Raw genomic sequence first — 15101 nt, forward strand, 5'->3', positions numbered from 1 at the left:
TGATGTTCGTTGTCGAAACAGTTAAGTTCGTAACTAAACCGCTGAACCGTAAAAAAACTGGTCCAACGAGCGCGTTTTATAGCACAAAAACGTTACACTTTTGTTTAACACACCCTCACTAAACACACAATTGTTTCTTTTTTGAGCGGCAAAATAACGTTACGCCTATTCTTGGATAAAAATTTCACACGAAACAAAGATGATTTATCGTCATTATCAAGCGTGGCGAAATATCTGTCTGTTTTGTTTAATTTTTACGATAGGAACTGCAATGGCTGTGGCGTTGGGCTCCCTCAGAGTAGCAACATTTAATGTCAGTATGGAAGGCGGAAACTATCAGACTGACCGTCAGAAAGTGCCATCATCTGGTACGCTGAATAATTTGTTACAAAATGATGACAATCCACAGATCCGCAATATCGCCGAGATCCTACAGCGGGTGCGTCCAGATATTATATTGCTCAATGAATTTGACTATATCGCCGATCCCAAACAGGGGGTTGAGGCTTTCTTAAACCGGTACCTGCATCAGCCGCAACAGGGGGCAAGCGCTATTGACTATCCCTATTACTATGTCGCGCCGGTGAATAGTGGCGAACCATCGCCTTATGATTTGGACCACGATGGTGTTGCATCCGGTAAAGGTGGTGACGCCTGGGGTTTTGGCTGGTATCCCGGCCAATATGGCATGGTGCTGCTGTCGCGCTTTCCGATAGATACCGCCAACATACGTACATTTCTGCAACTAAAATGGTCAGCAATGCCAGGGGCATTGAGACCAGTTGACCCGATGACTGGCAAAAGCTGGTATAGCGATGAACAGTGGCAGGCATTGCGTTTATCTTCCAAATCCCACTGGGACATTCCTGTGAAGGTAAATGGTGAGAGGCTGCATATACTGGCGTCACATCCAACGCCACCGGTATTTGATGGCCCCGAACACCGCAATCGGCAGCGCAACCACGATGAGATCCGCTTATGGGCCGACTATCTAAGTGGTGGTGATAACGCCGTTTATCTTGTCGATGATGCTGGGCTTCAAGGTGGACTGCCGCTAAATGTGCGGTTTGTGCTGTTGGGTGACATGAATTCCGCGCCAAAACAGACTGCGGAGCAAGGGGGTGCGGTGCGTCAGTTGCTGGAACATCCCCGCGTTAATGGCAGTTTTGAACCAGTCAGCTTGGGTGGCGCAGAACACGCGCCCAATATTGCGGCAGCCAAAGCCTTTACCGCGTCTTGGAAGTTACGAGCAGATTACGTACTGCCATCAAAGGCCGGATTTAGCATAAACGGTGGTGGTGTGTTTTGGCCCACAAAACGTGAACCGCTATATCGTCTAGTGGCAAGCCGCAGTGCCTCATCAGACCATCGTTTGGTATGGCTTGATTTGCAACTGCAGCCGCTGTAGCTGTAGAGTCTCTTTGCTGTCGGTGGCGACAAAAAATAACCCCGAGTATCAACGACTGCGGGGTTACTTTATCAGGACTTGTTAGCCGATCCGAGACAAGCACTCACTGGCCGTTCCACGGTCTCAAACTGTCATTACGCAGCTGCGCTTTCTGCTCTTCGCTCAACTGGTAATAACCTTTTCCGAGACCTGGCTCCCAATCACCATAGGACGGATTTGGCAGCAGAATGAAACGGTGGCCAAACTCCTGCTGATGCGCATCGGCAATCGCATTACGTTCGGTATTCAGTTGATGATAAGTATGCAGTTCGGGAAAATCGTTCAGATTATCGCCCAACAATAGCACCACCTTGTACCCCTCGGCTTCAATAGATTGCATACGTGGCGCTTTGTCTGAGGTTTCTTTTTTAAGCCGCAGTGTGACGTTACTGACATTAGGGAACCCCGCCTTGATCAGATTGGCTTTGGTCGCTTCAAAGGTTCTGTCGGAGCGGTTTGACACGTAAAACATGGTGCCACCCTGCTTAGTCACGTAGTTAGCAAAAGCCACCGCCCCAGGCAACGCAGGGGTCTGCACTGCATTTACCCAGTTATTCCAACTAACGGTTTCATAAGGTTGATGGTGTTGAATTTGCCAAGCCGCGTATGGGGAGTTGTCCAGCATCGTCTCGTCCAAGTCCACCATCACCGCCAGTTTGCCTTGGTGTTTGGCTTTAGCCAGGTCAAAGGCCATCATGGCGGTGTTATAGGCTTGGTAACACAATGCGCGATATTCACCGGCATTTTGCATCCACAAAACAGCCTGAGTATTCTGCACGGCCAAATCTGTCGTTTGTGGGGCAGTTTTAGCCAATGAAGTGGCCGCAACAAAAACCAGCGGCAATAGGGAGATCAATGCTTTCATCATTTCCTCTGTGTTATCGAAACTAAGTCATTAAGGGTTTAACGCTGGCAATAAGGGCGTAATGCTACCATCGATGGGATGGGTGATCGGCAATCCGAGAATATGAGCCACCAACGGATAGACACTGACGTTATCAAACGCTGGCAACCTTACCCCTTGTTTGAATGCTGGGCCTTCTGCTACAAACAGGGCCCCCATATCTTTGATATAGCTGTAACCATGGTTGCCACCACCGTGACGTTCAGCCAGTGGCTTTTCGGTAAAATAGCTCGGGGCATCGACTTCCAGAATAATATCGGCCACCCGCGGGCTGCCAGTGTAGTGACGGGCTTGGAGATACTCATCAGTCAACACCCGGTAATGCCCAGCAGCCACTTTAGACAACTGTTGTCTTAACACAGCCACCTGTTGCGCACTGGTTGCAGGCTTGGCATAAATTAACAACCGAGTAGAGGCATTCACCACTTGGAACTGGGCTTCATCAATGTGCAGTTCGCGGTAATCAAACGCCTTTTTGTTGTCAATGGCCGTCATCCCATGGTCTGCTAAGACAATAAGATTCACCGGATAATCCAAAGTTTGGATCCCCGCACGCAGGCGACCGATCATCGCATCGACTTTCGCAACCGCTTGTGCAACTTGCGCTGAATCCGGCCCAAAGTCATGCCCCTCGGTATCCACCAGCGAAAAGTACCCGGCAACAAAGTGCGGCCGAGTAGTGGCTGGCATTTTCAGCCAGTCGATAATCTGGTCAATCCGCGCTTCGTAATTTGCCGGTTTTGAATAGTGGTAATAGTAGGATGGCGTCATGCCGTTGATCCGGGCATCCGATTCTGGCCAGAAATAAGTAGCGGCTTTTACGCCATTGATTTCAGCCAGATTCCATAAAGGAATACCGGATAACCAAGTAGAGTCATCCTTGCCCATGCCCATCTTGTAACATTGCTGCCGCTCTTTATCACAAAAACGGTTGTCAACAATGCCGTGATGTACCGGGTATAGACCGGTAATTAACGTCAAGTGATTTGGGAACGTCTTGGTTGGGTAGGCGGGACGCATCTGCTCGGCGCGCACGCCGTTGGCGGCAATGGCTTGCAAATTAGTAGCGTGATATTTCTCAATATAGTCCCAGCGAAAGCCATCTAGGGACATCATCACCACGGTTGGTCGTGGCGAAAGCGGAGCCGCGGCAATCACGGATTGAGTGAGCGACAGCAGCACTACAGACAATATGCCCCATAAGGACAGACGACATTTATTCATATTGATTAACTGATTATCAGAACAATAGGTCATTTTGGGCGAACAGTATAACCGTAAATCATGACAGAAATGAGCCATTTATTTGTCAAAAAACATGTCTATGTCTGCAAGAAGGCCGAACTCACAGCAAGGCAGAACCTAGGCTTGTCACACTCTGCGCTAAATTGAAGCGTTAAATTGAGGACACCTTATCGATGATTTCTAAAATAAAAAACCGGTGATCGACGAGGATGACCACCGGTTATATCACCAATAAACGCTTAGAAGCGGTAATTAAAACTTAGGGTAAAGTTACGGGGAGTGCCGTAGTGATACACGCTGTATGCCGCAGATGAAGCCGACATATAGGCGTAGTATTTTTCATCAAACAGATTATCCAAATTCAGCTGCAGATCCATGTTGTCCGCCAAGCTGTAACGCGCCATCAAGTTCACCAAAGCATAGGCATCCTGCTTTATCAACACGCCGCCCCCCTCTGAGTAACTATCACTTTGCCAGTTAACCCCACCACCCACTGTCAGCTGCGGCAGATGGTCAACAAACTGATAGGTGGTAAACAGTTTGAATTGCTTTTCTGGACTGGTGGTGGCCACGCGGTTCCCTTCGGCATCTTCGGCTTTGAACTGAGAATAGCCAGCAGAGATATTCCAGCCAGCCACAGGTTCGCCCACGACTTCAACCTCAAAGCCTTTACTTTCTGTACCTTGCGCGGCCTTGTAGTAGGTCACTGGATTACCGTCAATGACCACGGTTCCGGCGGCTGTGGCTAAGTTATCCTGATCAATCTTGAACAACGCCAGCGTGGTATGCAGACGATCCTGCAAGTAAGAACTCTTTAGCCCCACTTCATAGGCTTTGCCTTCCAGTGGATCGAGATAACTGCCGTTAGCATCTTGGTAGTTTTGTGGATTAAAAATTTCGGTGTAACTGGCGTAAATACGATGCTGCGCAGTAACGTCATAGAGTGCACCGATATAGGGGACAAATACGCCATCGTCACCAAAGTTGGTGTCGGTGCCATAGCTGACCCCTTCTCGATCCCAACTGGAGATACGTCCGCCGCCAATCACTTTAAAATCATCGGTAATTGTTAAACGGGTAGCCGCATAAAAACCTTTCTGCTCGGTATCCATATTGAGCTGGCGATTAGCAGTTGTTGACCATTCCGGCTCAGCAAACTGCTGGCTTTGCCATTCATAGAAGTTATCGACGGGTTTAGCATCATATCCCGTCATATTGTCACGGAGGGGCTCATAGGTATCGGCGTAGGATTTCTGCTTGCTGTATAGCGCCCCAGTAACAAACTCATGATCACGACCAAACAGCTGATAGTCACCCTTTAGCTGCACATCAAAGTTATTGGAATTACTCTCACCGTGGCTATGGTAACGCTGACCGCTGAGCCCAGTACCTGTTGCTTCATCCAGCAGGCCAGACATATAGATCATCTTGGTGGTAGTTTCGTATTCCATGCGGTTATAGTTCGCCACCAGTTGCCATCCATTGCTAAATGCATGGTTAATATTGGCAAAATAGTTGATGTTGGTCGTTTCCCAACGGCTCCAGTCGGCGGCGGTTGTGGTTGAAACGTCCCAGTCGGTAGCTTTTCCGTCGCTGAATAAGGCGGGTAAGGCGCCCCACATAGCGCCTTCAGGATTGTTGTTATTGTAACTCGCACCGACGCGTAACAGAGTGCTGTCAGTGATATCGGTATCAACCACACCATAAAGGATGGTTTTACGATCCTGATAAAGATCTTGGTATGAATCACTATTGACGTACTTCGCAACCAAGCGGCCACGTACACTGCCGCTATCGTTTAGGCCATTAGACACATCAGCCGTCAGCTGTTTCTTACTCCAACTACCAGTTGCAACATCGAAGTATCCGGTCAGGTCGGTGCTGTCGGCGTGTTTACGCACCAAGTTGATCGATGCGGAAGGATCGCCTGCCCCAGTCAATAACCCAGTAGCACCGCGAACCACTTCTACCCGTTCATAAAGTGCCACATCCGATACTGTTTCACCGGCATCGGCCCCCAGACTCCAAGACAGCGGAACACCGTCAATCTGGTAATTTTGTACCGCAAACCCCCGTGACATAAAGCCGTTACGCACGTTATCGGTTTTGGATGAAGACAGGCCAACGGTGTTGTTGACCACATCCACTACCGTATTGAGTGCCTGATCTTGGATGCGTTCAGCGGTCATGATAGTGACTGACTGCGGTGTTTCCAGCAGTGACAATCCCAGTCCAGTAGCCGTGTCGATGGTATTACTGACGGTATACTTCCCTGTCACCGTAATTTTTTCTATATTTTTAGTGTCTTTGTGACTGACATCATCGTCAGCCAGCGCTGTAGCCGAATAACTAACCAGGACAACGGTTATGGCTGCCGCAAGCGGTGACAAAGGCAAGTGTTTATATGCCACGGTATCTCAACCTCGCAATTAATATTAAAAAAAGACTGATAATAGTTATCATTTATGTTTGCATAATAGCGATATTAATTGCGAATGAAAGTTGTTATTTTTTAGCCGAGATCAAATTTGTCGGTTTAACTGACCATTAATTAATCAAAATTGGTCATTTGGGGTAGGAACAGTTTAAGTGCCAGTACCAGAGTCGAAGCAAGTGTGGCACCCGATACCGCTTCACCTAGCAAACGATGTTGCATCATCCCCATTTGACATGGGAATTGACTCAATGCCTGCGGTGTCACTTCTCGGCTTTTCATGGTAGGTTGCACTATCAATGCGCGATTGGCTGAAAAGGATATTCAATGCAGTTTACCGTACACGTTACTTTTCGTATCGGCAGTCGTTGCCGTAGCCGCCATTACCAGACTGAATTTAGTGCTAAACGCGGTATCTATAAGTGGCTAGAGAAAAACCAGCATCAGCCGGATATCAGCGCCAGTTACTTTTCGCCGGACTCTGGGCATCAGACATTTCAGCAGCTTGAACAACTGAGTGAATATGCGCCCAAGCCAGTAGACAATTTCTATTTGTCTCGCGCCTGGTTGGATCTGCGTCATGAAGTGCTTAGCAGCCGCGAACACCGCTGTAATCTGTGCCATCGCAGCGTTGCCGAACACGGTATTGCGCTGGAGGTAGATCATATTCTGCCGCGTTCTCGCTATCCTGAATTAGCATTAGATATCAATAATCTGCAAATCCTCTGCTACGAGTGTAATCGCGGTAAACGCGATAAGTGAGCAGCCTCCACAACATTGCGACCGACAGGCCATTTTCAGTTAAATTTCAGAATCACTGGTTATAAAGGCCGCTTGCCTTGACGCCACCGCCGGGCTAATTGTTGCATTTTTAACCTTTTGCGGGTTGTTACAAAAATGTTGCTGCAGATGTCTGCGCTTTTCCTTAGCATGCGTCTGTAGCTTAGCGTTGACTGCCGCTGCGGCAGCTCAATAGGCGTCATCCGGTACTCAGTAACTATAACGACAAGGATAATCATGGCATCGACCTCCACCGGAAGCTGGCCGCGCCAGATCCCCTTTATTATTGCCAGTGAAGCCTGTGAACGCTTCAGTTTTTATGGCATGCGCAACATTCTTACCCCATTTTTAATGACCGCGCTGTTGCTGTCGGTGCCCGAAGAATTGCGGCAAGGGGAAGCCAAAGATGTGTTTCATTCATTTGTGATTGGCGTGTATTTCTTCCCATTATTGGGTGGTTGGATCGCTGACCGCTTTTTTGGCAAATATCATACAATCTTATGGCTCAGCATCGTTTATGTGATTGGTCATGCGTTTCTGGCGATGTTTGAAACCAGCAAAACTGGCTTTTATTCCGGGCTGTTTTTAATTGCCCTTGGCTCTGGCGGCATCAAGCCGTTAGTGTCGTCATTCATGGGCGATCAGTTCGATCAAAGCAACAAGTCGTTGGCACAAAAAGCCTTCGACATGTTTTATTTCACGATTAACTTCGGTTCCTTTTTCGCCTCACTCTCAATGCCGCTGATCCTTAAATTCTTCGGGCCAGCAGTAGCATTTGGTATTCCCGGCGTGCTGATGTTTATCGCAACGGTGTTTTTCTGGTATGGCCGTAAACGCTACGTGCATATTGAACCCAATGCCCACGACCCACACGGCTTTTTACCTGTGGTCAAAAGTGCAATATTGACGCCGATGCCGGGACAAGCGAATAAAGGCTTATGGCTTAGTATCACTGGCATCTTGCTAGCGCTGTTTGCGCTCAGTCAATTTCCATCATTGGGGGTGGTGACCAGCTTATGCTTGGCCTTGGTATTAGTCATGGGCTTTGTCGGAGTCGGTGCCTCAATGCAGTTGCAACGCGCCTTAAGCCGACATCCCAGTGAAGCAGTTGACGGGGTCAAATCGGTGTTTCGCATCCTGATCCTGTTCGCGTTGGTGACACCTTTCTGGTCGTTGTTTGATCAGAAAGCCTCTACCTGGATCCTGCAGGCGAACCATATGGCAAAACCCGAATGGTTTGAGCCAGCCATGATGCAAGCGCTGAACCCACTACTGGTAATGTTGCTGATCCCATTTAACAATTTTGTGTTGTATCCAGCATTGCAACGCTCTGGGGTAACGCTGACAGCCCTTAGAAAAATGGGCGCAGGGATTGCCTTCTCTGGCCTGTCTTGGATTGTCATCGGCAGCCTCCAGCTAATCATGGATGGCGGCAGTGTCATCTCCATCACTTGGCAAGTATTACCTTATGCATTATTGACCTTTGGTGAGGTGCTGGTATCGGCAACCGGACTGGAGTTTGCCTACAGTCAGGCACCGAAATCTATGAAGGGTAGCATCATGAGTTTCTGGACACTGTCAGTCACCGTCGGCAACTTATGGGTACTGCTGGCCAATGCCAGCGTGAAAAGCGAATCAGTCACCAATAAGATTGCCGCAACTGGCATCAGCGTTACCGCCTTCCAGATGTTCTTTTTTGCCGGATTTGCCCTGCTGGCGGCATTGGTTTTTGCTTTGTATGCCCGTTCCTACACCATGCAGGATCATTATCGTAGCGTAAGTGAGAGTCACTAAGCTAAGCCCGACACTGAGCCGGGAGTTACTCTAATCAATAAAAAAGTCAGCAATGCTGACTTTTTTATTGATGTTTTAAGCGACTTATGCCTGTATAAAATCAGCCATAACCGCCGCAATCGCTAGCCCATCATTAGGTTGCTGATAACTGGCAAGCGCTTGCTGTACTTTTTGTTCCCCAATATCTCCGTAGCGTTTCTGCAATAAGGCTTTGCCATATTCTGGCGAAAACTCGGGATGCCCTTGAAATGCCAATACCAATTTGCCGATATGAAAGGCAGCTATCGGACAGAAATCATTACTCGCCAGCAGCGTAGCGTCTTCCGGTAACTGAGTCACTTGATCACGATGACTACAGATCAATCGGAAATCCGCATCGGCAGTGCGCAACCACTGCGGTTGACTGCGCCACTGATAATCCATAACGCCAACGCCCCAACCGTTGACCGCTCGCTGCGCCCTACCACCCAACGCATGCGCCAACAGTTGGTGTCCGAAACAGATCCCCAGCAACTTTTGCCCAGCGGCATAGCGTTGCCGCAGATACGCTGACAAGGTATTAATCCATGGCAAGTCACTGAAAGCATCGGCTTTGGAACCTGTGACCAACATGGCATCAAACGCTTCCGGTTGCGGCGGGTAGCTGCCATCTATCACACTGAAAATTTCACTTTCCAACGCAATACCAGCATTGGCAAACAGCTGCTGAAACATTCTGCCATAGCCCTGGTACTGCGCTAAAAATTCCGGGTGTAGCACGTCTGTTTGCAGTATCGCGAGTTTCACTTTTTACCCCTTAATCTATTCATCACGACTATCATTATTATATTAATCAAACTGTTGCATAGTAGCTGCCGACGTCACCTGCGGCACATGTTGCGTTACCACACCGTTTTCATCTTGCCACCGTCAATAGCTAACGTCACGCCGGTGATATAGCTGGCTGCGGGTGACAACAAAAATGCCGCGGCATTGGCAAATTCCTGCGTCTCCCCATAACGGCGCATAGGCAATTCCGCCTCTTGTTGCTTTTTCACGGCGTCAGCGGAGATATTCAGCACTTGCGCCCGTTTCACATTCAGCCCTTTCAAACGGTCGGTGTTGATAAGGCCAGGCATCAGGTTATTGAAACGGATGTTGTCGGCAGCATATTGTTGCGACAGACTTTTCAGCAAGGAGGTTACGCCGGAGCGCATGACATTGGATAACAACAGAATATCTATCGGCTCTTTAACTGATGACGAGGTGACCGCTACCACAGAACCGCTCCCTAGGGATTGCATTGACGGTAACACACCACGAATTAACCGCACTGCACTCATTAGGGTTAACTCAAACGCTGCCTGCCAGTCGGCATCACTGAACTGTTGAAACTGCCCCGGTGGAGGCCCGCCAGCATTCACCACCAGCCCATAGACAGGGCCGAAATCCGTCAGAGTGGCTTGTACCCAGGCATCGATACTGTCGGCAGATTTGGCATCAAAACAGTAGCCCTGTACCCGAGCGCCCGTCTGCTCGGCAATCTGTTCGGCAGCGGCGGTAATGGCGGCGGGATCGCGGCTGGCAATCGACACATTGGCGCCTTCGCGGGCACATTGCAACGCAATCGCGTAACCAATGCCCTTGCTGGCAGCAGCCACCATTACGGTTTTCCCCTGCAGCTGTAAATCCATAATCAGCATCTCCTGTTATTGGTTTTCAAAAACAGTAACACCTGCAACGCCGTGAGTCATGTCGCTTGCTGATGAAAATCATTAAATCACTAGCTCAGCGCTGACGTGATGGCTACCCAGCAAAAAGCCGGGGCCATCGGCTCCCGGCTGTTTTCTAGTGCTAAGCTCGCGCTCAAACAATCTCGACCAACACTTCGCCAGGGTTGATGCGGTCACCCTTTTTCACATGGACAGCCGTCACTTCACCGGCAATTGGCGCGGTCACTTCAGACTCCATCTTCATCGCTTCGGTGACCAGTAACGCCTGACCAGCCGTCACTTTATCCCCGACTTTCACCAGAACATCCACAATATTGCCCGGCATAGCGGTGGTAACATCTCCAGGCGCGCTGGCCTGCTTCCGCTTGCTATTATCGGCCACCAATTCGTTCAGCGGTTCAAACACCACTTCTTCGGGGAAACCATCAATAGACATGTAGAAATGCCGCTTGTTAGCACTCTTGATACCGACACCGGTGATATCGATGTGATAGGTCTCACCATGCACATCAATAACAAACTCGGTGGGAACCCCTTCTTTCTGTGGCATAGCGGCGGAAGCAGCACTGGCAATCGGCAGCAGTGGTTCTGGTTCCAGCGTCCCGGCGGCGCGTTCACTGAGGAACTTGCGGCCAATCTCTGGGAACATGGCAAAGGTCAGCACGTCTTCTTCTGATGTCGCCAAGGCACCAATATCGGCGCGCAACGCCTGCAGTTCCGGTTGCAATAGATCGGCTGGGCGCACATCGATGATCTCTTCCTTGCCAATGGCCCGCTGTTGCAGCTCGCGATTGATCTGGCTTGGCGCTTTACCGTAACGTCCTTGCAGATACAGTTTGACTTCATTGGTAATGGTCTTGTAACGCTCACCAGCCAGTACGTTAAACACCGCCTGGGTACCAACAATCTGCGAGGTTGGCGTTACCAGCGGCGGGAAGCCTAAGTCTTCACGCACTTTGGGGATCTCGGCAAACACTTCGTTGATGCGATCCAGCGCCCCTTGTTCTTTCAGCTGGTTTGCCAGATTCGACATCATGCCGCCCGGCACCTGATTCACCTGTACCCGAGTGTCAACACCGGTGTAGTCGCTCTCAAACTGATGGTACTTTTTACGAATTTCGTAGAAATAACTACTGATTTCCTGCAACTGCACCAAGTCCAAACCCGTGTCATACTGGGTGCCGCGCAATGCTGCCACCATCGATTCGGTACCTGGATGACTGGTGCCCCAAGCCATGCTGCCGATAGCGGTGTCAATATTATCAGCGCCATTTTCAATGGCTTTTAGCTGACACATGGTCGCCACACCCGCGGTGTCGTGGGAATGCACAAATACCGGCAAATCAACATTGTCTTTTAGCGCTTTGACCAGTTCGCCGGTGGCATAGGGTGTCAACAGACCCGCCATATCTTTCACGGCGATAGAATCGATGCCAAGCGCGGCCATTTCCCGCGCCTGTTGCACAAACTTCTCGGTAGTGTGTACCGGACTGGTGGTGTAACAGATAGTGCCCTGCGCATGTTTGCCCGCCAGTTTTACCGCTTCAATTGCAGTTTTCAGGTTCCGCACATCATTCATGGCGTCAAATACCCGAAATACATCGATGCCATTGTCGGCGGAGTGTTTCACAAAGGCTGCCACCACGTCGTCGCTGTAATGACGATAGCCCAGCAAGTTCTGCCCCCGTAGCAGCATCTGTAAACGGGTATTAGGCAAGGCTTTACGCAACTGCCGCAAGCGTTCCCAGGGATCTTCCTTCAGAAAGCGCAGACAAGCGTCAAAGGTGGCACCGCCCCACACTTCTAACGACCAAAAACCCACCTTATCCAGCTTGGGGCAGATAGGCAGCATATCTTCAGTTCGCATCCGGGTCGCCAGTAAAGACTGGTGGGCATCGCGCAGCGCAGTTTCGGTAACAGTGATTCTCTTGCTCATGTGTTCATCTTCCTGAGCTGGCGCTAAGTGGCCAGCAATCATCAGTTATAAGCCGGCATTCGCCGCAATGGCGGCGGCAATCGCCAACGCCAGTTGTTCTGGACGACGTTTTTCTGAGTAATCCAGCAGCTCTGGATGAGTCTCAACAAAACTGGTGTTGAACTGGCCGGTACGAAATTCTGGATTACGCAAAATTTGCTGGTAATAGGGCGCGGTGGTTTTTACCCCCTGCACCCGCATGTCATCTAGCGCCCGCAGGCTACGATCCAACGCGTCTTCCCAGTTCAGTGCCCAGACCACCAACTTCAGACACATGGAATCGTAATACGGTGGAATGACATAACCGGTGTAAATTGCCGTATCGGTACGCACACCGGGACCACCGGGCGCGTAGTAACGGGTAATACGGCCAAATGATGGAAAGAAATTGTTCTTTGGGTCTTCCGCATTGATGCGAAACTGCAACGCAAAACCGCGGTGGCGAATATCTTCCTGTTTCACCGACAATGGCTGGCCGGAAGCAATGCGGATCTGCTCCCGCACAATATCAATACCGGTGATCTGCTCGGTGATGGTATGTTCCACCTGCACCCGGGTATTCATCTCCATAAAGTAAATTTCATCACCAGACAGCAAGAATTCCACTGTCCCGGCATTTTCGTAATTCACTGCTTGCGCCGCTCGCACCGCCATCTTGCCAATATAAGCGCGCTGTTCTGGTGTTAACTGGGTACTGGGGGCAATCTCAATCAGTTTCTGATTGCGACGTTGGATAGAGCAGTCACGCTCAAACAGGTGCACTGTGCTACCAAAATTGTCGGCCAAAATCTGCGCTTCAATATGCTTGGGATTGATAATGCACTTTTCCAGAAACACTTCCGCAGAGCCAAAGGCTTTAGTGGCTTCGGAGATAACTCTTGGGAACTGCTGAGTGAGTTCCTCTGGATTATTGCAGCGGCGAATACCACGACCACCGCCGCCGGAAGTGGCTTTGAGCATTACCGGGTAACCGATACGCTCGGCCTCGCGCAGTGCTTCAGCTAGATCTTGTAGATTGCCTTCGGTTCCCGGCGTACAAGGCACTCCCGCCGCCATCATGGTACGCCGCGCCTCGGTCTTATCACCCATACGACGGATAATATCGGCGCTGGGGCCAACAAACTTCACACCACGCAGGGCACACAACTCTGCCAGTTCAGGATTTTCCGATAAAAAGCCATACCCTGGATGCAACGCATCACAACCCGTTTCAAGCGCCAAACTCACCAACCGTTGCGGGCTCAAGTAACCCGCCAGCGGGTCATCCCCGAGACTGTATGCCTCATCGGCCCGCTTTACGTGCAGCGCATGGCGATCGGCATCAGAGTACACCGCTACCGAACGGATCCCCATTTCGGCACAGGCACGGATAATGCGCACCGCGATTTCACCGCGGTTGGCGATGAGAATTTTTTTGATCACAGAAAGTAACCTCTTTGTTACTAAATTGGATGATCCTAAGAGGAATTAAGCTACTTCTATTTCAAAAATAATTAAAATTAATATTTATTTTGTCTATCATAAGTAATTATTTATACATCAGGAGAGACTTGTGCAAAATTCCTACATGCGCATTACCCTGAGGCAGTTATTAGTGTTTCGCACTGTATGCGAGCAATTGTCATACAGTCGCGCCGCCGAACTGTTAGCGTTAACCCAACCGGCCGTGAGTCTGCAAATTCGGCAACTAGAAGAGTTGCTGGAAGAACCGTTGTTTGATTATGTTGGCAAAAAGCTCTATCTCACCGAAGCAGCGGAATATTTGCTGAAAACAGCACACGATGTATTTCAACGCTTGGATGTGCTGGATATGCAATTGTCAGAGCTGCGCGGTACGTTGAAAGGCGAGTTGCGCATTGCGGCAGAATCCAGTGCCAAGTATTTGTTGCCGCATTTATTGGCAGCATTTCAGCAACGTCACCCCGATATTCATCCAATTCTAAACGTGTTTAATCGGGCGCAATTGATCCGTCGTCTCAACGAAAACCGTGATGATTTAGTGATCATGACCGAAGTACCAGATGAAATGGCACTGGAATTTATGCCATTTCTCAACAACCCAATAGTGGCGATCGTGCCAGCAGGACATCCGCTCGCCACGCTCCCGGCACCCTTACCATTAAAAGCTTTGCAACAATATACCTTGGTGCGCCGTGAAAACGGCTCCGGTACCCGCCGTGCCTGCGAGGCATTCTTCACCCAGAAACATATCCATTTTGATAACGTGGTAGAATTCAATTCCCACGAAGCGCAACGAGAAGGCGTCAGCGCCGGACTCGGAATTGCCTTTTTACCTCGTTACTGCGTATATCGTGAGTTACGCGATGGTTCCCTGCTGGAATTACCGATTAAAGAACTGCCAATTGTGCGGAGTTGGTGTTTGGTGCACCCCCGCAGTCGCCAGTTATCGCCGGTAGCCCAGGCATTTGAGAATTTTATTCTGCAAGAGCGGCAGCTAATCTCTACTATTGCCGCCAAATTTGAGAGTGTGCGGACGCCAGCGTAACACTCGTACAGCGGTGCAGCATTGAGGACAGTAAACCTAGACAAGGTTAACCCACTGCCAGCAATTTACCAGTGACGAATCAAAACCTAACGTCAATGAACTAACATTGGTATGTGTGCGGCAGTACCACAAAACTTTGGTAGTGAGTGACGATTCACCCAGTACTGAAACTCTTACCGAGGCCTAGGTAAAAATTACATGTCAATCGATATTGCTCACTTATAATATTTTTATAAATAGATTAAAAATCATTTAAAATCAAATATATAATAAAATAAACACAAGATTGGCACCAAGTTAGCAA

12 protein-coding genes are annotated in these 15101 nt (G+C 49.5%); 4 read left to right on the forward strand and 8 right to left on the reverse strand.

Annotated features, from left to right (window positions below):
• Window positions 1-271 precede the first annotated feature (271 nt).
• The gene (locus tag J3L11_RS08030) at window positions 272-1408 is read left to right on the forward strand and encodes an endonuclease/exonuclease/phosphatase family protein (RefSeq protein WP_207570680.1); all 1137 of its coding nucleotides are present in this window, start codon (window positions 272-274) and stop codon (window positions 1406-1408) included.
• A 103-nt stretch (window positions 1409-1511) separates the two neighbouring features.
• On the opposite strand, the gene J3L11_RS08035 is transcribed toward J3L11_RS08030, so the two are convergent.
• From J3L11_RS08035 to J3L11_RS08050, 4 genes are all read right to left on the reverse strand, one after another.
• On the reverse strand, window positions 1512-2315 hold the full coding sequence (locus J3L11_RS08035; RefSeq protein ID WP_242695145.1) for a 5'-nucleotidase, lipoprotein e(P4) family: 804 nt from the start codon (window positions 2313-2315) through the stop codon (window positions 1512-1514).
• A 27-nt stretch (window positions 2316-2342) separates the two neighbouring features.
• Complete coding sequence (locus J3L11_RS08040; protein ID WP_242695146.1) at window positions 2343-3575, reverse strand: ectonucleotide pyrophosphatase/phosphodiesterase; 1233 nt, start codon at window positions 3573-3575, stop codon at window positions 2343-2345.
• Between the two features lie 260 nt (window positions 3576-3835).
• The gene (locus J3L11_RS08045; protein ID WP_242695152.1) at window positions 3836-5953 is read right to left on the reverse strand and encodes a TonB-dependent siderophore receptor; all 2118 of its coding nucleotides are present in this window, start codon (window positions 5951-5953) and stop codon (window positions 3836-3838) included.
• A 194-nt stretch (window positions 5954-6147) separates the two neighbouring features.
• On the reverse strand, window positions 6148-6312 hold the full coding sequence (locus J3L11_RS08050) for a hypothetical protein (protein WP_165900126.1): 165 nt from the start codon (window positions 6310-6312) through the stop codon (window positions 6148-6150).
• A gap of 45 nt (window positions 6313-6357) precedes the next feature.
• Between J3L11_RS08050 and J3L11_RS08055 the strand changes: the two genes are divergently transcribed.
• Window positions 6358-6792, forward strand: a complete 435-nt coding sequence (locus J3L11_RS08055) for an HNH endonuclease (RefSeq protein WP_207570682.1) — start codon at window positions 6358-6360, stop codon at window positions 6790-6792.
• Between the two features lie 255 nt (window positions 6793-7047).
• Window positions 7048-8604, forward strand: coding sequence for an oligopeptide:H+ symporter (locus J3L11_RS08060; RefSeq protein ID WP_133039323.1), 1557 nt, complete (start codon window positions 7048-7050; stop codon window positions 8602-8604).
• Window positions 8605-8688: 84 nt separating this feature from the next.
• Here J3L11_RS08060 and J3L11_RS08065 read toward each other — a convergent pair whose 3' ends face one another.
• From J3L11_RS08065 to J3L11_RS08080, 4 genes are all read right to left on the reverse strand, one after another.
• Window positions 8689-9390, reverse strand: a complete 702-nt coding sequence (locus tag J3L11_RS08065) for an amidotransferase (protein ID WP_133039324.1) — start codon at window positions 9388-9390, stop codon at window positions 8689-8691.
• Window positions 9391-9485: 95 nt separating this feature from the next.
• Window positions 9486-10277 carry an SDR family oxidoreductase gene (locus J3L11_RS08070; protein ID WP_133039325.1) on the reverse strand — a complete coding sequence of 264 codons (792 nt, stop codon included), beginning with the start codon at window positions 10275-10277 and terminating at the stop codon, window positions 9486-9488.
• Window positions 10278-10449: 172 nt separating this feature from the next.
• A complete protein-coding gene (gene oadA, locus J3L11_RS08075) occupies window positions 10450-12252 on the reverse strand; it encodes a sodium-extruding oxaloacetate decarboxylase subunit alpha (protein WP_133039326.1) in 1803 nt (600 codons plus the stop codon).
• A gap of 45 nt (window positions 12253-12297) precedes the next feature.
• Window positions 12298-13713, reverse strand: a complete 1416-nt coding sequence (locus tag J3L11_RS08080) for an acetyl-CoA carboxylase biotin carboxylase subunit (protein ID WP_133039327.1) — start codon at window positions 13711-13713, stop codon at window positions 12298-12300.
• Between the two features lie 130 nt (window positions 13714-13843).
• Here J3L11_RS08080 and J3L11_RS08085 point away from each other — a divergent pair, with 130 nt between their 5' ends.
• Window positions 13844-14797 (forward strand): LysR substrate-binding domain-containing protein, encoded by a 954-nt coding sequence (locus J3L11_RS08085; RefSeq protein ID WP_133039328.1) that lies wholly within the window; start codon window positions 13844-13846, stop codon window positions 14795-14797.
• Window positions 14798-15101 lie beyond the last annotated feature (304 nt).

The sequence above is a fragment of the Shewanella sp. 4t3-1-2LB genome (assembly GCF_017368415.1).
Classification (GTDB): Bacteria; Pseudomonadota; Gammaproteobacteria; order Enterobacterales; family Shewanellaceae; genus Shewanella; species Shewanella fodinae.